This window comes from Pseudomonas sp. L5B5, assembly GCF_020520285.1.
In the GTDB taxonomy this organism is placed as follows: domain Bacteria; phylum Pseudomonadota; class Gammaproteobacteria; order Pseudomonadales; family Pseudomonadaceae; genus Aquipseudomonas.
Map to the genome: position 1 here is coordinate 1,147,822 of NZ_CP084742.1, position 20,122 is coordinate 1,167,943.

The 20,122-nt window shown below is 66.1% G+C and carries 11 protein-coding genes and 2 pseudogenes; 9 read left to right on the plus strand and 4 right to left on the minus strand.

Features of this window, described 5'->3' with window-relative positions; all coding sequences use genetic code 11:
- Nucleotides 1-24: 24 nt before the first annotated feature.
- Both LGQ10_RS05295 and LGQ10_RS05300 read right to left on the minus strand, forming a co-directional pair.
- A complete protein-coding gene (locus LGQ10_RS05295; protein WP_226526092.1) occupies nt 25-246 on the minus strand; it encodes a DUF2274 domain-containing protein in 222 nt (73 codons plus the stop codon).
- Between the two features lie 9 nt (nt 247-255).
- Nucleotides 256-651 (minus strand): annotated as a pseudogene (locus tag LGQ10_RS05300) (TrbI/VirB10 family protein); the annotation flags it as partial.
- Nucleotides 652-1,342: 691 nt separating this feature from the next.
- Between LGQ10_RS05300 and LGQ10_RS05305 the strand changes: the two are divergent.
- The 6 genes and pseudogenes from LGQ10_RS05305 (at nt 1,343) to LGQ10_RS05330 (ending at nt 12,615) form a co-directional block, all read left to right on the plus strand.
- The gene (locus tag LGQ10_RS05305) at nt 1,343-1,633 is read left to right on the plus strand and encodes a type II toxin-antitoxin system ParD family antitoxin (protein WP_058438655.1); all 291 of its coding nucleotides are present in this window, start codon (nt 1,343-1,345) and stop codon (nt 1,631-1,633) included.
- Nucleotides 1,634-1,635: 2 nt separating this feature from the next.
- Nucleotides 1,636-1,992 carry a type II toxin-antitoxin system RelE/ParE family toxin gene (locus LGQ10_RS05310; protein ID WP_226524859.1) on the plus strand — a complete coding sequence of 119 codons (357 nt, stop codon included), beginning with the start codon at nt 1,636-1,638 and terminating at the stop codon, nt 1,990-1,992.
- A 400-nt stretch (nt 1,993-2,392) separates the two neighbouring features.
- Nucleotides 2,393-4,266 (plus strand): annotated as a pseudogene (locus LGQ10_RS05315) (AAA family ATPase).
- A gap of 2 nt (nt 4,267-4,268) precedes the next feature.
- The gene (locus LGQ10_RS05320) at nt 4,269-4,904 is read left to right on the plus strand and encodes a 4Fe-4S single cluster domain-containing protein (RefSeq protein WP_058438661.1); all 636 of its coding nucleotides are present in this window, start codon (nt 4,269-4,271) and stop codon (nt 4,902-4,904) included.
- A 14-nt stretch (nt 4,905-4,918) separates the two neighbouring features.
- Entirely contained in the window at nt 4,919-11,266 is a 6,348-nt protein-coding gene (locus tag LGQ10_RS05325) for an AAA domain-containing protein (RefSeq protein WP_226524861.1), read from the plus strand.
- Nucleotides 11,263-12,615: a hypothetical protein gene (locus LGQ10_RS05330; RefSeq protein ID WP_226524862.1), complete on the plus strand. Its 1,353-nt coding sequence runs from the start codon at nt 11,263-11,265 to the stop codon at nt 12,613-12,615. The genes LGQ10_RS05325 and LGQ10_RS05330 overlap by 4 nt, the downstream gene beginning before the upstream one ends.
- 63 nt (nt 12,616-12,678) lie before the next feature.
- Here the strand turns inward: LGQ10_RS05330 and LGQ10_RS05335 are convergent, their stop codons facing one another.
- Both LGQ10_RS05335 and LGQ10_RS05340 read right to left on the minus strand, forming a co-directional pair.
- Entirely contained in the window at nt 12,679-13,296 is a 618-nt protein-coding gene (locus LGQ10_RS05335) for a TetR family transcriptional regulator (RefSeq protein WP_226524863.1), read from the minus strand.
- A gap of 8 nt (nt 13,297-13,304) precedes the next feature.
- Entirely contained in the window at nt 13,305-14,087 is a 783-nt protein-coding gene (locus tag LGQ10_RS05340) for an IclR family transcriptional regulator (RefSeq protein WP_058438141.1), read from the minus strand.
- Nucleotides 14,088-14,283: 196 nt separating this feature from the next.
- Here LGQ10_RS05340 and LGQ10_RS05345 point away from each other — a divergent pair, with 196 nt between their 5' ends.
- From LGQ10_RS05345 to LGQ10_RS05355, 3 genes are read left to right on the plus strand one after another with little or no spacing between them, the layout of a single operon-like run.
- Nucleotides 14,284-15,432, plus strand: coding sequence for an efflux RND transporter periplasmic adaptor subunit (locus LGQ10_RS05345; RefSeq protein WP_058438139.1), 1,149 nt, complete (start codon nt 14,284-14,286; stop codon nt 15,430-15,432).
- A gap of 14 nt (nt 15,433-15,446) precedes the next feature.
- Complete coding sequence (locus tag LGQ10_RS05350) at nt 15,447-18,584, plus strand: efflux RND transporter permease subunit (RefSeq protein ID WP_226524864.1); 3,138 nt, start codon at nt 15,447-15,449, stop codon at nt 18,582-18,584.
- Nucleotides 18,581-20,035: an efflux transporter outer membrane subunit gene (locus tag LGQ10_RS05355; protein ID WP_226524865.1), complete on the plus strand. Its 1,455-nt coding sequence runs from the start codon at nt 18,581-18,583 to the stop codon at nt 20,033-20,035. The genes LGQ10_RS05350 and LGQ10_RS05355 overlap by 4 nt, the downstream gene beginning before the upstream one ends.
- Nucleotides 20,036-20,122: the final 87 nt, after the last annotated feature.

A 20,122-nucleotide genomic window follows, 5' to 3' on the forward strand; every position in this document is an offset into this window, starting at 1 on the left:
GTAAGCCTAGTGTGGCCTACGCGGCTATTTCGGGTCGCCCTTCTTAAATCCCCTGTCCCCTGCCATAAAGGCCTCCAGCATGTACGGAATGAGAGTCGCCGCATCGACGGTCTCGCCATACGCTTGACCGTATAATGCCGCATAGCGGTCCAAGTCGGCTTTCAATCTCGCTGGGCACATGATGGTCAGCTTGACGCTCTCGGTCTTGGGGAGCGGCCCCAGCCGCAGCTTGCGCGATGTGGTCATCTTGATATCCCCCCGATCGAAGAACAGAGGCTGATACGGCCTCAGAATCAGATCGCGATTGACGATGACGCGGACCGGCAATCCGGGACGCTCAGTCAGCGTTGGCTGGATGCTGAGGTTGCGTCGGGTCATCTCCTGCCCGACCTCATTCACGCTGTCCTGCATGCTGTCACGCCCTGCGACGATGACGCGATCACCGTTTTGGCGATTCTCCAGTGCGGCCAACTCCGCGCCAACACCCAGCAATGTCGTCAACGCGGCACCTGCAAAGATACGATCCCAGTGCCAATCGACACCATCCTCAAGGCCAGCGTAACCAGCCGGATCAGTGACCGCTAGGTTGTCGAGCGCGAGCGAAGAAGTGTCCGGCAAAATGATGCGACTCCATACCATCTGCACGCGGCTCGACCAACTCGGAATGTAGCGAGTCAGAAGGCACGATCACCAAGGCCGTGGCCATCCGCGTGACGAGCCGTAGTCCGAGCATGGCCTGATTCATTCCCACTCAACCGGCATGACTGTCGCGGCATTCGTAGCCGGTGCCATCACTGTCACGAGCGCGACGCACAGCTCGCCTAGCTACGGCTCACGTAGACCAGCCGCCTGGGTTTGCCGAGCAGCGATCAAGTTGAAAATGATAGATGCGCAAGGACGCTGTACGGTCCTAAAGTGCGCTTGATGCCCTGCCCTGGGCAACCAATCATCAGGCATGCTCCGAACAAGCCGACTGGCGTACACTGAAAACCGTGGAAGTCCATCATGCTCCGCATCAGAAATCGCCATTCTCGATCGCTCGCGCACCCGGTTCGAATGGGGGCACAATTGGGGGCATAATTAGTTTTTTTCTGGTTGTAAATACCGTGCTAGAGCGGAGTCAAAATGTTTTTTGGCGACCCCGACAGTCTCTAGGGGTCGTCGGCCAGGCTGTTTATCTGATCATTTTTGCCTTTCCACAAACCATGGAGCTCCATTCACTTCCAGTGGACCGGTACGACACAGTTCGTCAGATGCAAATCCCAAACGATGGGCTCGCCGGCAAAATGGCATAATATGCCAATGATGGAAACAGACTGTTTGCCGAAAGCTGGAGCTCATTATGGCGACGCGAAACGTTGTGCTCACCCCTCACCAGGAACAGGTTATCCATGACCTAGTACAGTCCGGCCGTTATCAGAATGCCAGTGAAGTAATGCGAGAAGGTTTGCGTTTATTGGAACAGCGCATCGCCGAAGACGACGCCAAAATCGAGGCACTGCGCCGGGCGACCTCGATCGGCATCATGGATCTTGAGCACGGGCGCTTTACTCAGTTGAACGAAGGGGATCTGGAGCACTACCTTGAGGGCTTGAGCCTGGAGGCCACTATCCCCGAGAGAGATAATCACTGAACATGCCGCAGTATCGGATTACCAACGCGGCGCGCGCCGACATTGTCGACATCCTCAGGCTCTCCCAGACGCAGTTCGGCGATCAAGCACGCCAGCGCTACCAGGCGCTGATCCTCGCGGCGCTGCAAGCTCTTGCCGGCACGCCTTATCGCATTGGCAGCCACGACCGCGATGAACTCACTCCGGGCCTTCGCAGCTATCACCTCATCTATTCACGCCAGCAGGCCAAGCACCCTCATAGGACGGTCAAGAGTCCACGCCATATCGTGTTCTATCGGGTGGCAAACGACGGCGTGATCGAGGTCGTCAGACTCCTTCATGACGCCATGGACGTGCAGGTGCACTTGCCTGATGAATGATCGGCTAACTGGCCATTACCACTGAAGAACGCCCGCCTGCATTGCAGCTCGAAGGGCCTCGCGGTCAGTAGTCTCGGCCGCCAATCAACGCGTGAGATTCTGGGTCTGACCGACCATCGAGACCTACGACCAGAAACACGATGTTCAATGCTGCGTACCGTTTCCAATACTGAACAACCGCTTCTTGGGCGTTTTCCTCCGCCTGGCACCTGGCATTACGCTTCAGTTGCCCAGGGATATCAGTTCCTGCCCCATGTCCTCCTCCAAACGACCACGGATTTGCCAAATTCGGGTTGCTCATCCCAAGGCTTGGCCAGCCGAACCTGCCAGCCACCGGTCGGCATGCCATAAGGAACTGGAAATTTCCTAAGCCGAAGCTGGAAAACCTGAGCATGGGGCAATACCCTGCCACCACCGCCCAAGGTTACGAGCTGAAACATGTCAGGGAATACACCGTTTGAAAGCCCACGTTGGATGCGTGACCTGGTCCGCTTCCTGCCGCTCAAGAGCCAGTTTGTCCTGTCCGGCAACATCCGCGACCTGCAGGCCAGCGAAGTGGCCCCGGGAACCGTCACGGCCCTGAGCTTCAACCAGACCCTCTGCGACACCCTGCTCGATGCCGGCTATGCCCATGTGCTGAGCTGGGACCCGGTGACCGGCATGCGCGCCATCGGCAAGCCGGACAGCGACCCGGCAGCGGGCCAGACCCTGCTCAAGGAGCTGGGCCTGACCCCGGTGGATGGCGCAGCGCCGGCAGGCCCCGACCTGCTGGCCGCCACCGTGCAGCGCCTGGTCAATCGCGCCGGCGCGCCCATTGCCCTGATCATCGATTTCGCATCGCGCCTGGTGGTGCGCAACGACTCGCTCAGCGCCGCCGAGCACCAGTTGTTCACCCAGGCCCTGGTGCACTCCCACCAGGCCCGCAGCCGGCCAGTCCCCGAACTGCGCAAACCGTTCTTCAATACCCTGTTGTGGCTGGTGGAAAAGGAAGGCGACCTGCCCGACTGGCTGCTGGTGGACAACCCGCGGCTGCGCCACATTCCGGTATCCCGGCCCGACCAGATGACCCGTCGCGCCCTGGCCCCGGCCCTGCTCAAGAGCCTGGCCGGCAGCCAGGACGCCAGTGAAGAGAGCACCCGCCAGGCCGTGGATGCCTTCGTGCAGAACACCGAAGGCTTGCTGCTGCTCGACCTCAGCGCCATCGCGCAGCTGGCGCGCGTCGAAGGCGTGGCCATGGAACAGGTGGCCGATGCCGTGCGCCGCTACAAGATCGGCGTCACCGAGGACCCCTGGCTGCGCATCGACCGCCAGCTCATCCGCCAGGCCGATGAACGGGTCCACCAGCGGGTCAAGGGCCAGGACCACGCCGTGACCCACATGCTCGACATCGTCAAGCGGGCCATGACCGGGGTCGGCGCCAGCCGCAAGGGCAACCGGCCCCGCGGCGTGGCCTTCCTCGCCGGCCCCACTGGCGTGGGCAAGACCGAACTGGCCAAGACCATCACCAGCCTGCTGTTCGGTGATGAGAGCGCCTATATCCGCTTCGACATGTCGGAGTTCAGCGCCGAGCACGCCGACCAGCGACTGATCGGCGCACCGCCCGGTTATGTCGGCTACGACGTGGGTGGCGAACTGACCAACGCAATCCGCGAAAAACCCTTCAGCGTGGTGCTGTTCGACGAGATCGAGAAGGCCCACCCGCGCATTCTCGACAAGTTCCTGCAAATCCTCGACGACGGTGTGCTGACCTCCGGGCGCGGCGACCGCGTGTACTTCTCCGAGGCCCTGATCGTGTTCACTTCCAACCTGGGCATCTATCGCCAGGGCGAAAACGGCGAACGCGTCGCCAATGTGCTGCCCGGCGAACCCTTCGAACAGGTGCAGGAGAAGGTCCACAGTGAGATCGACCGCTATTTCAAGCTGGTGCTGAACCGCCCGGAGATCCTCAACCGCATCGGCGAGAACATCATCGTCTTCGACTTCATCCGCGAGGACGTGGCGATCCAGATCTTCGAGCAGATGGTCGATGCCACCTTCAAGGACCTGCAACAGCAGCAGACGCTGCTCGTCGAACTGGCCCCCCAGGCGCGCCAGGCACTGCGCACGCTGTGCCTGCATGACCTGTCCAATGGCGGCCGGGGCATTCGCAACCAGCTCGAGGCACGCCTGCTCAACCCATTGTCCCGGGCGCTGTTCGACCAGGACGCGCAGCCGGGCGAGCACTTTGCGATCATCGCGCTGGATGCCACCGGGCTGGTCATGGAACGCCGCTGAACATGGAGCTGAGCCTGTCGAGGGTGCATTTCCCGGTCACCACTCTGGGGCCCGGACGGCGCCTGGGCATCTGGTTCCAGGGCTGCAGCATCCGCTGCCCTGGCTGCATCTCCGCCGATACCTGGGGACCGGGCCAGCGACGCCTGGAGGTCGATCAGCTGCTGGCACAACTGGCGCCCTGGTTGCAGGAAGCCGACGGCATCACGCTCTCCGGCGGCGAGCCGTTCGACCAGTTCGAGGCCCTGCTGCTCCTGCTCAAAGGGCTGCGCCGGCTCAGCTGCGTGGACATCCTGGTCTACAGCGGCTACCCCCTGGAACACCTGCAACCCCGGTTGCACCAGGCTGCGGGCCTGATCGACGGGCTGATCAGCGACCCCTACGAGGAACACCTCGACCAATCCCTGGCGCTGCGCGGCAGCGACAACCAGCGCCTGACCCTGCTGACCGCACTCGGCCGCTCGCGCCTGGCGCCCTACGAACGCGCCCTGGAACCTGCCGACAAGGCCCTGGACCTGATGTTCGACGACAACGGCAGCGTCTGGATGGCCGGCATCCCCCGGCGTGACGACCTGCTGCGCCTGCGCGACCTGCTGCAGGAGCAAGGCCACCAAATACAGACCAGTGCCCATCGCCACTGAATGGAATTCGCCCCATGATTCGCTTCTGCCCCCATTGCAAGACCGAGCGCCCGCTCCAGGAACTGTTCTGCGAAGGCACCGTCGACCAGCATCCTTGCAACTGGGACCTTGCCGGCGAGCCGATCCGTGCCGACGGCTGGCGGCCCCAGGCCATCGTCACTCAAGACACCATGGCTCAGGATGGCCTGCCACAGGCCACCAGTGCCCCGGCCGATAACACCCCCCAGGGCCTGCTTTGCACGAACGGCCATCCGATGGATGCCGGCGACCTGATGTGCCTCGAGTGCGACGCGCCACCGGCCGGGGCGATAGCGCCCGATGCCCCGCCGGCCGATACCGCTGCCGTCACGCCTCCCGCCGCCACAGCCACCCAGGAAACCCTGATCGACGGCTGGGCGCTGATCCGCCAGATCAGCAGCACCGACGGCGTACGCGAACGCTACCTGGCCAGCCACCGGGAAACCGCTCGCCAGGCGGTACTGACCCTCTACCGCCCCGGCGCCGAACCCGACCCGGCGATCTACGACGTGATCCGTCGCCTGCCCCGCGCGCACGTGCCCGAGATCATCGCCACCGGGCGCTGGGACGACCGGGCCTACGAGGTCATCGAAGAACTCACCGGCGGTACCCTGGCGGACCTGGGCAGCATCATCCACAACGCCGACAGCGTGCGCCATGTGGTCCGCGAATTGGGCCAGGCGCTGCACGCCTTCAATGAAGCCGGCCTGCGCCACCGCGACCTGCGCCCCGCCAGCCTGCTGGTCCGCGCTCGCGAGCCGCTGGACCTGGTGATCAGCGGCTTCGGTTCGGCACGCCTGTCGGAGTTCGACCTGGACATCGTGTCGCCGCTGGAGACCAGCCGCTACATGGCTCCGGAGGCCATCGCCGGCGGCGTGGCGGCCGCCTCGGACTGGTGGAGCCTGGGCATGATCCTGCTCGAGCAGTTGACCCAGGGCGCCTGCTTCGAAGGCGTCCATGCCAACGCCTTCCTCATCCATGTCCTGGCCAACGGGGTGCCGATCCCCGATCACCTCGATCCAGGGCTCAACCTGCTGCTGCGCGGGCTGCTGGCCCGGGACCGGCACCAGCGCTGGCAGTGGCCCGAAGTCGAGGCCTGGCTCGATGGTCGCCCCGTGCAGGCCCCGGCCTCGGCGTTCCAGGAACGGGACGACGGCGAAGGCGCCACCGTGCAGTTGGGTGAGCGGCGCTATCACAAGCCGGCGGTGTTCGCCCTGGCCGCGGCCCACGCCGAACACTGGGCGCAAGCGCTGGACCACCTGCTGCGCGGGGTGATCGTGACCTGGGCCGAACAGATCGGCCTGCCCTCCTCGCTGCTCGCCGGCCTGCGCCAGGTGGTCCAACACGACGGACTGGAAGACGACTGGCGCCTGATGCTCGCCTTGAAACTGCTCAACCCCGAAGTGCCGCTGATCCATCGCGGCGACATCGTCACCCCAGGCTGGTTGCTGGAGCACCCCCTGGAGGGCTACCGCTTGATCAGCGGCTCGGCCCCGGACCTGCTGGAACAGTTGCAGACCGACAACTGGCTGTCACGCCTGAAGCTGCGCGCCGAACAGGTACGCCAGCGCGCCCTGCACCAGCAGATCGAGCTGGTGGAAGAAACGCTGCGCATCTACCTGCTGTCCACCTCCCGGGCCAGGCTGGCCAGCGAGTGGCAGGAGCGCCAGCGCCTGCTGCCGGACACCGAGCACCCGGGCCTGGCATCGCTGGCGGAGCGGCGCGTGATCGCCGAAGAAGACCTGATCGTGCTGCTCAGCGCCTCCACCGACCAGTTCCGCTCGGTCGACTCGATCATCCAGGAGGCCGCCGAACTGGCCGCCCGCATCGAGGTGGGCTGGTTCGGCAGCGAAGAAGCGACCGCCCTGCTGCAGCACCCGCGCCAGGAGCTGTACCGCAGTGTCGACGAGCGCATTCGCGGTTTCGCCCGCAGTGGGGTCACTGCGGTGGACGAATGGGCCGAGCAGTTCCGCCTGGAGCGGCGCATGCCCCTGGCCAGGGCGCTGGTGCTGCTGGCCATCCCCGAGAGCCAGTGGCTGGAACCGCAGAAACAGCAATACGTGTCGCAGATCCTCGAATTCTTCGAGAAGAAGGTGGTCACCGCCGTGATGCGTGGCCCCCTGGTGCGCATGAACATCGGCAAGACCACCGCCCGCGTCGACCTGCATGAATTGCACAGCGAACAGCGCCCCGCCGCCGCGCTGCTCGATCACCTGTTGCAGCGCAACGAACGTGCGGTGAGCCTGGACCCGGAATGCTTCCAGCTCGACTCCCGGCTCGAATCGCGCCTGCACGCGCTGTACCGCCAGAGCGCCCTGTACAAGCGCGACACCGGCATCGACGGCCTGTACCTGGGGTTCCCCTTCCTGCTCAGCCGTGATCCGCGCGGCACCAGCCGCACCCGCATCATCCCGTTGCTGCTGTGGCCGGTGAAGCTGCTGCTGGAGCTGGGCAGCCGTGGCAATGCCAGCGTGGCGTTCGACAGCGACCGCGAAGAAGTGCGCCTGAACCCCGCGCTGGAAAGCGTGCTCGGCGCCGATACCTGCAAACGCTGGCGCAAGACCGCCGACGAACTGCTCGGCCGTTCGTCCATCCGCGCCAGTGACGTGATGGATGCATTCGGCATGCTCGCCAGCGTACGCTCGCGCACCTTCGCCGGCCTGCCGGCCAGCACCGTGGAGGTCGCGCCCTACCAGGACGAACTGACCAGTGCCGCGGTGCTGTTCCACGTCACCTTCATGGGCCAGGCCATCGGCGAGGACCTGCGCCAACTCAAGTCGCTGTCGCCCAATGGCACGGGCCTGGAGACGGCGTTGCGGCTCAGGTCCGACGAACCGGAGTCGCCGCCCGGCGCTCCCGGCGAGTTGCAACGCTACTTCACCGTGGCCAGCGACCCGTCCCAGGAGGCCGCGGTGCTCCAAGCCCGGCAAGGTCCGGGCCTGCTGGTGGAGGGCCCGCCCGGCACCGGCAAGAGCCAGACCATCGTCAACATGGTGGCCGACGCCATTGGCCGCCAGCGCAGCCTGCTGATCGTCTGCCAGAAACACGCGGCGCTGGAGGTGGTGTACAAGCGCCTGGTGGCCGAAGGGCTGGGCCAGCGCATCGTCATGCTCAACGACGTCAACCGCGACCGCGAGCCGGTCATCCGTGGCATCCGCGAACAGCTGGAGGCCCTGTTCGCCGGTGGCGACGACAACCAGGGCTGGCTGCGCCAGCGCGAACAGGTGGCGGCGCGTATCGAGACCCTGGAAGGCGAACTGGACCGCTACCACCGCAGCCTGCACCGCCTGGACGATGCCACCGGCCTGAGTTATCGGCGCCTGCTGGGTGAACTGATCGAGCTGGAAACCGGTCCCGCGCCACTGGAATTCCCGGCCCTGCGCCAGCGCCTGGCGGCCCTCGACCTGGCCGGCCTGGCTCGTCTGGAAGAAGCCTGCGCGCCCCTGATCCGCCTCTGGTTGCCCGCTCGCTACGAAGGCAGCCCATTGGCGCAGTTGCAAGCCTTCGCCGCGGATCGCTCCACCCTGCAGGCCTTCACCGACAGCCTGCAAAGCTTCGCCCGGGCCGAGGGCGAGCGCCTGGCCACGCTGCAGGCGCACCCGGCCAGCTTCGAAATCGACGACCCGGCGCCCTTCCGGGCGTGGATGGCGACCCACGTGGCGACCTTGCTCGGCCTGGCCCCGGAGCAGCGGTTGCGCCTGGCGCGCTGGCTGCCGCTGTTCCGCTCGCACGAACATCAATCACTGCCGCGCGCCGAGGCGATCCTGAGCGAGTTGCGCCAGCTCGACCTGCAACTGCGCCCATTGCCGCAAGACCACTACCTCGCAGCCCTGTCGCCCGCCTTGAGCCTGGCCGACGGCAAGGCACTGGGCAGGCTGGCACAGGACTGCAGCCAGGTCATGGCGGCCCGCTCGTGGTGGTCACGGATCAACCCCCTGCATCTGCTGCGACGGGGTCGGCTGCGCGGCTTCCTGCAAGCACACGGCGAGAGCCAAGTCGAAGAAGCGCTGCCCGGCCTGCACGCGGCCATCAACCTGGAACGGCAATGGCGCCCGCTGCGCAGCGAACTCGCCGCCCTGCACCGGGAGCTGGAACTGGAGGCACTCAGCCCCCAGGCCGGCCCGGAGCTGAATGCGACGGTCAACAGCGACCTGCGCCAGTTGCTGGAGATCCAGGTCCTGGCCCAGGCCCTGGCGCAATCGCCCCGTGCCCGCCAGGCAGACGACGCCGCCCTCACGGGCGACAAGCAGCAGCTCCAGGCATTGCTCAGCGACCTGGACGCCTCGCTGGTGCGCCAGGGTGTCCGCCAATCCAGCCTCGACCAGCTCAAGCTGCTGGGCGACTGGCTGGGCGAGCCGCTTGTCCAGCAGCTGCAACAGGCCGTCGAACACAACCTGAGCAACGAGTTGCCCCTCGCCCGGTTGCAGGAAGCCTTGCCATGCCTTGGTGCCTACCAGAGCTTCCGTGGCCGGGCCGGCCAGTTGGCCCCTGCGGACCTGGAGTTGCTGGCCCTGCTGCGCCAGCGCGAAGCGCAACTCGACACCCTGGCGCCAGCGCAACTCGAGGCTGCCGTGCGCCGGCTGCTGAACCGCGAGGCCCGGCTGGGCTGGAAGCACCGTATCGAACACGCCAACCCCGAACTGCTGTACAGCCAGGACGAAGCCCAGGCCAAGGTCGCCAGCCTGGCCCAGGCCGATGCGCGAATGCGCGAACTCAACCGCGAGCTGCTGGCCAGGGGCATTGATCCTGCCCGCCTGGGCAACCGCAAACAGTGGGAAGACGTGACCCGGCTCACCGGCAAACGCTCGCGGCGCCTGCGCGAATTCATCGAGCTGGGCGGCCCGCTGGGGCTGATGAACCTGCGCCCGATATGGCTGATGAACCCCGATGTGGCCAGTCGCGTGCTGCCCCTCAAGGCTGGCCTGTTCGATACCGTGATCTACGACGAGGCCTCGCAGATGCCCGTGGAGTTCGCCCTGCCGACCCTGTTCCGTGGCCAGGTCACGGTGGTCAGTGGCGACGAGAAGCAGATGCCGCCGACGGCATTCTTCTCAAGTAGGGTGGAAAGCGACGAGGCCGAGCTGTTCGATGGCGACGAACCCGACGAGGAGACCGACCAGGAGCAGCGCGACGCCTTCGAAGACACTTGGAACCGTCGCGAAATCAAGGACTGCCCCGACCTGCTGCAACTGGCGCGCAACGCCCTGCCCAGCACCACCTTGCAGATTCACTATCGCTCCGCCTACCGCGAGCTGATCGGTTTCTCCAATGCGTCGTTCTATGGCAGCCGCCTGAACGTCCCGGTTCGCCACCCCCAGGCGAGCATCGAGCGACTCAAGCCGCTGGAGCTGATCCAGGTCGACGGTCTCTACCAGAACCAGAGCAACGCCCAGGAAGCCGAGCGCGTCGTGCAGTACCTGGCCGAACTGTGGCGCCAACCCTACGACCAGCGCCCCTCGGTCGGGGTGGTGACCTTCAACCGCAAGCAGGCCGAGCTGATCGAGGAACACCTGGAAGCCCGCGCCGAGCAGGACGAGGTGTTCCGCAGTGCCTACGCTCAGGAACGCGAGCGCAGCGAAGACGGCGAGGACATGTCGGTGTTCGTCAAGAACGTGGAGAACGTCCAGGGCGACGAACGCGACGTGATCGTGTTCTCCTCGACGTTCGGCCGCAACAGCCAGGGCACCTTCCGCCGCAGCTTCGGCGTGCTCGGCCAGACCGGCGGCGAACGGCGCCTGAACGTGGCGGTCACCCGTGCACGACGCAAGGTGGCGATGATCACCTCCATGCCCATCGGCGATATCTCCGACATGCTCAATACCCACCGCGCGCCGGCCAGCCCCAGGGACTACCTGCAAGGTTACCTGGAGTACGCCCGGGCGCTGTGCGCTGGCGAGTTCGACTACACCGGCAAGCTGCTCGACCGCCTGCAGACCGACCGCGGCAACCTGCAGCGTGGCCAGGGCCAGGACCATGACGGGTTCGCCAGGATCGTCGGCCAGTACATCCAGGCCCTCGGCTGGCAGGCCGCGCCAGCCAGCGAAGGCGACGCCTTTGGCCTGGACTTCGCCATCGAAAGCCCCGGCACCGGCACCTACGCCATCGGCATCGAATGCGATGCGCCCAGCCACACCCTGCTCGAGCGTGCCCGCGCCCGCGAAATCTGGCGCCCCTCGGTGCTACGCCGGGCCATCCCGCACCTGCATCGGGTGTCGTCGCAAGCCTGGTATCACGACGGCGACAACGAGCGCGCACGCCTGCGCGAGGCCATCGAACGCGCCATGTCGGTCGCCCGGCCGGAACCGGCCACCCCCATTGCCAGCGATACGGAGATCTGCCCATGAGTGGTCCGAAGGTGGTGCGGATCGTCACCCGCGAAGAAATCATCGCCCTGTGCGAGGGGCACCTGCGACGACTGGAACAGGCCTTGGCCCGCTGGGAAGCCCAGGCCGCAAGGCTGGGCGAGTTGAGCAAGGAGGAGCGCAGCGCAACCTGCGCCCGCGCTGAACGCCTGCGCGCCCTGCTCGGCCAGGAGCAGTTCGCTGAACTGCAAAAAGCCGTGCCGATCGAGATCGAGTACCTGCGCCGCGACCAGCACGAGCGCGAGGAACGCGCGGTGGTGCGCGCGGCCGAGCACCGCCAGCGCGATCGACGCCAGCGGGAAAATGCCGCGACCCTGCTCGCCGCCCTGCGCGCCGCCCCGGCGGGTGCCGCGCCCGACCTGTTGCAAGACATCGCCCGCCTGGCCGAAGGCGCAGACCTGGCGCACGCGCAACAGATCCTGGCCCGGGGCTTCAGCCAGCTGGCCAAGGCCAGCGCGGCAGACACCCTGAGCGAGCGCCAGCGCGAACTAGCCCGGCAACTGCGGGAAGAGCCCTGCGAGCCCACCCTCGCCCAGTGGATCGCCACGCACCCGTCGCAAACCGACCGCGATGCACGCCTGCAGCGGATCGACCGGCATATCGCCGAGCTGCAACTGCTGCAAGGCGAGCCCGCCGCCATGCCCTTCCTGCAACGGCTGGCCCGGGCCGAAGCCCAGGAGCAGGCGCAACAGCGCAACCTGTTGCTCGACAGCCTGGTGATCGAACTGGCCGAGGCTGCGCGCGACTTCCAGCAGCGGCGCGAGCTGCTTGTTCAGGTGCAGGACCTGGCCAGCGAGGTCCAGACCCTCGCCGCGGCCGATCACGTGGAGCTGCTGCGCCAGGCTGCCGAGTGCAACGAGCACAGCGACCTGGCCATGCTGCAAACGCTGAAGACCGAGTGCGAAGCCGCGCTCACCGCCCTGCTGCAGGCCCAGGCTGCGCAGGCCCGGCGCCAGGCCATGCTTGAGGGCCTGGCCCGCCTTGGCTACGAAGTCCGCGAAGGCATGGCCACCGCCTGGGCCGAATCAGGCAAGGTGGTGCTGCGCAAGAGCGCCACCCCCGGATATGGCGTCGAGGTCGGCGGCAAGGCTGACAACGGCCGCCTGCAGGTCCGCGCCGTGGCCCTCGACCCGCAGCGGGACAAGGGCCGCGATCGGGACATCGAAACGATCTGGTGCAACGAGTTCCAGCGCCTGCAAGCACTGCTCAAGGACAGCGGCGGCGAACTGCTGATCGAACGGGCCCTGGGCGTGGGAGAAGTGCCGCTCAAGGAAGCGACGGTCATGGGCGAGGAACGAGAGGCAGCGAGCCTCCAGCAAAGAACGCTTTGAGCCTACCGCCCAGCAGCGCTTGCAGCGCGCCTCTGGGTATCCCGCCTCCTGGCGCTCTAGCCCCTACCCCTCCAGCAACAGATGCCGGGGCGGGGCCTTGGCCACGTGCTGCAGCACCGCCAGGGTCGTGCAGATCGCCTTCTGCGGGTGCGGGTTGTCATGCAGGCATTCATACAACAGGCCGGTGATGGTGATGCAACAGAACTCCAGCATCCCCGGCACATCGAGTGTGGGCGGCAGCTCCTGACGGGACACGGCGGTTTCCAGCAGCCGCCGCAAATGATGCTGGAGCAGCCCCCGGACCCCGTCCAGACGCCGCTGATGGGTACTGGGGTCGCCGCCGCAGGCGCCCTGGTGGAGCATGATTTCCGAAAGACGGCGCGGCGCCTCGCCGCTGACGGTGGCCACCAGGTCGTCGTGCAGTCGTTGCCATCCACGGTGGAAATCCACAGCTTGCGGCCGGTGGTTCTCCAAGGGCAGGGTCTGTTCGCTGAACAGCGCATCGAGCAGGTCCTGCTTGCCCTTGAAATGCCAGTAGATCGCTCCCCGCGTCACCCCGGCCTGCCGGGCGATCTGCTCCAGGGTGGTGCTGGACACACCTTCCCGAGAGAACAGTTCGCCGGCCGCGTCCAGGATCCTGCGACGGGTGCGCGCGGCCTCTGCCGCAGTCTTCCTGGCCATGGCCGGGGCTAGTCCTGGACCACGCGAGGGGCGCGACCGATCACCTCCTCGATGCTCTGCTTGCACGCCTGCAAGGCCTGTTGGAAGGCTTCGCCCCTGGCCGCCGCCCGGGCATTGGGGGCGACGATGGAGATCGAATAGTGACCTAGGTAGGTGTCCAGCAGGATCGCGTAGGAACACAAGCCTTCGATGTACTCATCCTGGTCATTGGCCGCGCCGCTGACCCTGATGGTCCGCAGTTGCTCCAGCAGCGCCGCGCGCCCCAGGCTCTTGGGCGTGCAGGCGGGCAATGGATCGGGCAGCAGCGCCTGCTGCGCTTCGCTCGACAACTCGGCCAATAGCACCTTGCCGCCGGAGGTGACCGTGGCCGGTACATGGATGCCGATGGGAAACACCACGCGCAACTCGCGCTCGGCGACGATGCGATCCAGCACATAGAGCTTGTCGCCGGACAGCGACGCCAGGCAGGTCGACTCCAGCACTTGCTCGGACAGGGCGCTCAGGTACGGCCTGACCAGGGAAATGATATCGACCTGGGCCTGGGTCACCAGTTGGCCGAAGGCCGGGCCCAGGCGAAAGCCGCCAGCCGGGCCCAGGGTCTCGACCAGGTGCTCCACGCACAGGGCGTTGATGATGCGCTGCACCGTCGAGCGCGGCAGGTCCACCACCTGGGCAATGGCCCCCAGGCTCAGCCCCTGCGGGTTGCTGCCCAGGGCCCGCATGACCGACGCAGCCCGCGCGATGACCTGTATCCCGCCGTGCTTGGCGCTGCTTTCTTGCGAATCATTCATACGACTCCTTGGGGCCGGCCGCTAGGCCGTGGTGCCGGGTTCTGTGGATTGGCCGCCACTCTAGTGGCAAGCGGCCGATCAGGCCAGCCGGGCAAATCTCGGCTTGCATTAGCTGAATCTCATGGTGGTACACTGTACCGCAATACGAACCACAAGTCGTGATTTTGAATATTCACTCCCACAACAGGAGACGAGCGTGAGACTCAAGCAAGCTTTGTGTGCGCGACCATTCATTCCCCTGGCGGCCTTGTGCCTGCTGGCCGGTTGCGGCGCCAAGGAGGCGGACATGGCCGCCGCCCCCGCGCCGCAAGTCGGTGTCTATACCGCCAAGGCCCAAGTGCTGACCCTGACCACCGACCTGCCGGGCCGGACTTCGGCCTACCGCGTGTCCGAGGTCCGGCCCCAGGTGTCCGGAATTCTCCAGCGCCGGCTGTTCGCCGAGGGCGCCGAGGTCAAGGACGGCCAGCCGCTGTACCAGATCGATCCGCGCACCTACCAGGCACGCCTGGCCCGGGCCGAGGCCAGCCTGCTGACCGCGCAGAACCTGGCCCGGCGCTATGAGCGCCTGCTCAAGACCAACGCCGTCAGCCAGCAGCAATACGACGATGCCCTGGCCACCTGGAAACAGGCCCAAGCCGACGCCCAGATGGCCCGGATCGACGTGCAGTACACCAAGGTCCTGGCACCGATCTCCGGGCGCATTGGGCGCTCGGCCGTCACCGAGGGCGCACTGGTGACCAACGGCCAGCAGCAGGCCCTGGCCACCGTGACCCAGCTCGACCCGATCTATGTCGACGTCAACCAGCCCATCACCAAGCTGCTGGGACTCAAGCAGGCCCTGGAATCCGGACGCCTGCAGGCCAGCGGCCCGGACCAGGCGCAAGTCAGCCTGACCCTGGACGACGGCACGCCCTACCCGCTCAAGGGCACCTTGAAGTTCTCCGAAGTCAGCGTCGATCCCACCACCGGTTCGGTGACCCTGCGCGCCGAGTTTCCCAACCCGAACCGCAAGCTGCTGCCGGGAATGTTCGTCCATGCCCAGCTCAAGGAAGGCGAGCAACAGGCTGCCATCCTGATTCCCCAGCAGGCGGTCGGCCGTGATGCCCGTGGCGTACCTACTGCCTGGGTGGTCAAGGCCGACGACACCGTCGAGCAACGTGAACTGCAGACGCTACGCACCGTGGGCAACGCCTGGTTGATCGGCGCCGGCATCGCCGATGGCGAGCGCGTGGTCACCGAAGGTGTGCAGCGCGTGCGCAGCGGCCTGGCCGTCAAGCCGGTGGCGGCGGGCAACGTCGAACTGGTGACCGAATTCGGCGCCGGCGCTGGCCCCCTGGCCAATTGAGGAGTCACTGATCCATGTCCCGTTTCTTCATCGACCGGCCGATCTTCGCCTGGGTGCTGGCCATCGTCGCGATGCTCGCCGGCGCCCTGTCGCTGCTCAAGATGCCCGTCAGCCAGTACCCCAACATCGCCGCGCCCGCAGTCTCGATCCAGGTCAGCTACCCCGGCGCCTCGGCCAAGACTGTGCAAGACACCGTGGTCCAGGTGATCGAGCAGCAACTGGCCGGGCTTGACGGCTTTCGCTACATGTCCGCCGAAAGCAACGCCGATGGCAGCATGAACATCATCGTTACCTTCGAGCAGGGCACCAACCCCGACATCGCCCAGGTCCAGGTGCAGAACAAGCTGCAACTGGCCACCCCGCGCCTGCCCGAGGAGGTCCAGCGCCAGGGCCTGCGGGTGGTCAAGTACCAGATGAACTTCTTCCTGATCGTCGGCCTGGTGGACAAGACCGGCAAGCTGGACAACTTCGACCTCGGCAACCTGATCGCCTCGCAGCTGCAAGACCCGATCTCGCGGATCAACGGCGTCGGCGACTTCCAGCTGTTCGGCTCGCCCTACGCGATGCGCATCTGGCTCGACCCCGGCAAGCTCAACAGCTACCAGCTGACCCCGGGCGACGTGGCCCAGGCCATTCGCGAGCAGAACGTACAAGTCTCCGCCGGCCAGCTCGGCGGCCTGCCGACTCGTTCCCACGTGCAGCTCAACGCCACGGTGCTGGGCAAGACACGCATGACCAGCGTCGCCGAGTTCCAGGAGATCCTGGTCAAGGTCAAGGCCGATGGCTCGCAAGTGCGGGTCAAGGACCTGGGCGACGTCAGCCTGTCCTCCGACAACTTCGCGATTTCCTCCAAGTACAAGGGCAAGGAGTCGGCAGGCCTGGCCCTGCGCCTGGCCAGCGGTGGCAACCTGCTGGAGACGGTCAAGGCGGTCAAGGCGGTGCTGGAGAAGCAGAAGGCCTACCTGCCCGAGGGCGTGGAGATCATCTACCCCTACGACACCACCCCGGTGGTCGAGGCGTCGATCGAGTCGGTGGTGCACACCATTTTCGAAGCCGTGGCCCTGGTCTTCCTGGTGATGCTGCTGTTCCTGCAGAGCATCCGCGCCACCCTGATCCCGACCCTGGCGGTGCCGGTGGTGCTGCTGGCGGCCTTTGCCCTGCTGCCCTGGTTCGGCCTGAGCATCAATGTGCTGACCATGTACGCCATGGTCCTGGCGATCGGCCTGCTGGTGGACGATGCCATCGTCGTGGTGGAGAACGTCGAGCGCCTGATGCATGAGGAAGGCCTGTCGCCGCTGGAGGCGACACGCAAGTCCATGCAGCAGATCTCCGGTGCACTGATGGGCATCGGCATGGTGCTCTCGGCGGTGTTCGTGCCCATGGCGTTCTTCGGTGGCTCGGCCGGCATCATCTACAAGCAGTTCGCGGTCACCGTCGTCCTGTGCATGGGCCTGTCGGTGCTGGTGGCCCTGATCTTCACCCCGGCGCTGTGCGCCACCATCCTCAAGGCGCCCCAGGGCGATGCGCACCACGAGAAGAAAGGTTTCTTCGGCTGGTTCAATCGCACCTTCGAGCGCAGCACCCAGCGCTTCGAGCGGGGCGTGGGAGGCATGCTCAAGCATCGCGGGCGCTACTTGCTGGCATTCGTGCTGATTACCGCTGGCACCGGCTATCTGTTCACCCAGATCCCCAAGGCGTTCCTGCCCAACGAGGACCAGGGCCTGATGATGGCCGAGGTGCGCATGCCACTGAACGCAACGGCCGAGCGCACCGAGGAGGTGCTCAATGAGGTCAAGGACTACCTGGTCAACGAGGAAGGCGATCGGGTCGAGCATGTGATGACCGTCAATGGCTTCAACTTCGCAGGTCGCGGCCAGAACTCCGGCCTGGTGCTGGTGGTGCTCAAGGACTGGTCCGTGCGCAAGGCGGTCGGTGACGACGTGTTCAGCGTGGCTCGACGTGCCAACGAGCACTTTGCCCGGATCAAGGATGCCACGGTGATGGCCTTCGTCCCGCCGGCAATCCTCGAAATGGGCAACGCCATGGGCTTCGACTTCTACCTCCAGGACAACTCCGGCGTCGGCCACGAAGCGCTGATGGCCGCGCGCAACCAGTTCCTCGAGCTGGCCGCGCAGGACCCCAGGTTGCGCTCGGTCCGCCCCAACGGCAAGGACGACGAACCGCAGTTCCAGGTACGCATCGACGATGAGAAAGCCCGTGCGCTGCAGGTCAGCATCGCCGCGATCAACGAAACCATGAGCGCGGCCTGGGGCTCGATGTACGTCAACGACTTCATCGACCTGGGCCGGGTCAAGCGGGTGTACCTGCAGGGCGTGGACACCTCGCGGATCGCCCCGGAAGACTTCGACAAATGGTACGTGCGCAACAACCTGGGGCAGATGGTGCCGTTCTCCGCGTTCGCCACCGGCGCGTGGATCTACGGCTCGCCCAAACTGGAACGCTACGGTGGCATTCCGGCGGTGCAGATCCTCGGTGAACCGGCGCCCGGCTACAGCACCGGCGATGCGATGGTCGCCATTGCCCAGATCCTCCAGCAACTGCCGCCGGGCATCGGCCTGAGCTACAACGGCTTGTCCTACGAGGAAATCCAGACCGGCGACCAGGCGCCCATGCTCTACGCCCTGACCGTGCTGATCGTGTTCCTGTGCCTGGCGGCGCTATACGAAAGCTGGTCGGTGCCGGTGTCGGTGATGCTGGTGGTGCCACTGGGCATCCTCGGCGCGGTGCTGGCCACCCTGGGGCGCGGGTTGGAGGCCGATGTGTATTTCCAGATCGGCCTGATGACCACGGTCGGCCTGTCGGCCAAGAACGCGATCCTGATCATCGAGTTCGCCAAGGAGCTCTACGAGAAGGAAGGCATGCCCCTGGCCAAGGCCGCCATCGCGGCCGCCAGGCTGCGCCTGCGCCCGATCATCATGACCTCCCTGGCCTTCACCTTCGGCGTGTTGCCCATGGCCCTGGCCTCGGGTGCCGGTGCCGGCAGCCAGCACTCCATCGCCACCGGCGTGGTGGGCGGGATGATCACCGCCACGGTGCTGGCGCTGTTCTTCGTGCCGTTGTTCTACGTACTGGTGGTGAAGGTGTTCGAACGCAACAGGCCAGCGGCGGCCACAGCAGGAGAAACAGCATGAAGCGCACCAGCCTTTCGATTGCGCTGGGCATGGTCCTGGCCGGGTGCAGCCTGACCCCGGACTACCAGCGCCCCACCGCGCCCGTGCAACCGGACTGGCCCCAGGGTCCGGCCTACGAGCAAGCCGCCAGGGGCGATCAGGCCACCGCCGAGGCCCGCGATGCGGCCTTGAGCTGGCAACTGTTCTTCCGTGACCCGTCGCTGCGTCAAGTACTGGCCACGGCCCTGGACAACAACCGCGACCTGCGCCAGGCCGCCTTGAATGTCGAGGCCTACCGCGCCCTGCACCGGATCGAGCGTTCGGCACTGTTCCCCAGCGTCGATGCCAGCGCCGGCGGCAGCCGCCAACGCCAGCCCGCCGACCTGTCGCCCAGCGGCAAGGCCGGGATCCAGAGCCAGTACAGCATGGCCCTGGGGCTGTCCTATGAAGTCGACCTGTTCGGCCGCTTGCGCAGCCTGGAACGGGCGGCGCTGGAGCAATACCTGGCCAGCGCCGAAGCGCAACGCGGCGTGCAGATCGCCCTGGTGGGCGATGTGGCCATCGCCTACCTGACCTGGCGCAGCGACCAGGAACAACTGGAGCTGGCCCGCTCGACCCTGGCCAGCTACCGACAGAGCCTGGGGCTGATCCAGTCGAGCCGCGAAGTCGGCACCGCCTCGGCGCTCGATGTGCGCCAGGCCCGCAGCCTGGTGGAAACCGCGCGAGTGCAGCAAGCGCTGTACACCCGCCAGGTCGCCCAGGACGTCAATGCCTTGCAGTTGCTGCTGGGCACCGCGTTGCCCGCCGGTTTGTCGCGGACCACGGCCTTCGAACAGCCGCTGGCCGCGCCAACCCCGGGCCTGCCGGCCGACCTGCTGCTGCGGCGCCCGGATATCCGCGCCGCCGAGCACCGCTTGCTGGCCGCCAATGCCGACATCGGCGCAGCACGCGCGGCGTTCTTCCCCAGCATCAGCCTGACCGCGACGGCCGGTACCACCAGCCGCGAGCTGGACCGTCTGTTCGAGGGGGGCTCGGGACTGTGGAGCTTCGCACCGCAGATCAACCTGCCGATCTTCACGGCCGGGCGCCTGCGCGGCACCCTCGACTACCGCAAGGTGCTCAAGGACGTCAACGTCGCCGCCTACGAGCAAAGCATCCAGACCGCCTTTCGCGAGGTGGCCGACGGCCTCGCGGCCCGGGGCACCTTCGGCGAACAGTTGCAGGCCCAGCGCGACCTGGTGAGCAACGACCAGGCGTACTACGCACTGGCCAACCAACGCTACGACGAAGGCGTCGACAGCTACCTGGCGGTACTCGACGCCCAGCGTGAACTGTTCGGCGCGCAACAACAGCTGATCCGCGATCGGCTGAACCAGCTCAGCAGCGAAGTGAAGCTGTTCAAGGCCCTGGGCGGTGGCTGGGACAGCCAGCAGCCCCTGGCACTCACCGCCAGGGATGCGAACAGCAGATAGTTGAGCGGGCTTGCCAGATGAGCGACTACGCCCCGCTCATCTGCAGCCCGGAACCAGGTGACACCAGAGGTTTCTTCCCGCTTGGCC

Coding starts and splice junctions, on each gene's coding strand:
- LGQ10_RS05340 (WP_058438141.1), bottom strand. CDS start 14,087: ATGAATGATTCGCAAGAAAGCAGCGCCAAGCACGGCGGGATACAGGTC.
- LGQ10_RS05320 (WP_058438661.1), top strand. CDS start 4,269: ATGGAGCTGAGCCTGTCGAGGGTGCATTTCCCGGTCACCACTCTGGGG.
- LGQ10_RS05355 (WP_226524865.1), top strand. CDS start 18,581: ATGAAGCGCACCAGCCTTTCGATTGCGCTGGGCATGGTCCTGGCCGGG.
- LGQ10_RS05350 (WP_226524864.1), top strand. CDS start 15,447: ATGTCCCGTTTCTTCATCGACCGGCCGATCTTCGCCTGGGTGCTGGCC.
- LGQ10_RS05325 (WP_226524861.1), top strand. CDS start 4,919: ATGATTCGCTTCTGCCCCCATTGCAAGACCGAGCGCCCGCTCCAGGAA.
- LGQ10_RS05330 (WP_226524862.1), top strand. CDS start 11,263: ATGAGTGGTCCGAAGGTGGTGCGGATCGTCACCCGCGAAGAAATCATC.
- LGQ10_RS05335 (WP_226524863.1), bottom strand. CDS start 13,296: ATGGCCAGGAAGACTGCGGCAGAGGCCGCGCGCACCCGTCGCAGGATC.
- LGQ10_RS05310 (WP_226524859.1), top strand. CDS start 1,636: ATGCCGCAGTATCGGATTACCAACGCGGCGCGCGCCGACATTGTCGAC.
- LGQ10_RS05295 (WP_226526092.1), bottom strand. CDS start 246: ATGACCACATCGCGCAAGCTGCGGCTGGGGCCGCTCCCCAAGACCGAG.
- LGQ10_RS05305 (WP_058438655.1), top strand. CDS start 1,343: ATGGCGACGCGAAACGTTGTGCTCACCCCTCACCAGGAACAGGTTATC.